At 53.4% G+C, this 581-nt stretch carries 1 rRNA gene (running past one end of the window); it reads left to right on the top strand.

Going from position 1 to position 581, the window contains the following annotated elements:
- Nucleotides 1-503, top strand: a 16S ribosomal RNA gene (locus D7S44_RS09380) (it extends 1,011 nt beyond the left edge of the window).
- The last annotated feature ends 78 nt before the right edge of the window (nucleotides 504-581 follow it).

The raw sequence follows: 581 nt of genomic DNA, 5'->3' as shown, positions 1-581 counted from the left end.
TGAGACAGGTGCTGCATGGCTGTCGTCAGCTCGTGTTGTGAAATGTTGGGTTAAGTCCCGCAACGAGCGCAACCCTTATCCTTTGTTGCCAGCGATTCGGTCGGGAACTCAAAGGAGACTGCCGGTGATAAACCGGAGGAAGGTGGGGATGACGTCAAGTCATCATGGCCCTTACGGCCAGGGCTACACACGTGCTACAATGGCGCATACAAAGAGAAGCGACCTCGCGAGAGCAAGCGGACCTCATAAAGTGCGTCGTAGTCCGGATCGGAGTCTGCAACTCGACTCCGTGAAGTCGGAATCGCTAGTAATCGTGGATCAGAACGCCACGGTGAATACGTTCCCGGGCCTTGTACACACCGCCCGTCACACCATGGGAGTGGGTTGCAAAAGAAGTAGGTAGCTTAACCTTCGGGAGGGCGCTTACCACTTTGTGATTCATGACTGGGGTGAAGTCGTAACAAGGTAACCGTAGGGGAACCTGCGGTTGGATCACCTCCTTACCTGAAGATACTGCCTTCGAAGTGCTCACACAGATTGTCTGATAGAAAGTAACGAGCAGAAAAACCTCTACAGGCTTG

This window comes from Pantoea piersonii (genome assembly GCF_003612015.1).
GTDB lineage: Bacteria > Pseudomonadota > Gammaproteobacteria > Enterobacterales > Enterobacteriaceae > Pantoea > Pantoea piersonii.
Note: the sequence above shows the minus strand (reverse complement) of the source record. Positions and strands in the feature narration are given on the sequence as shown.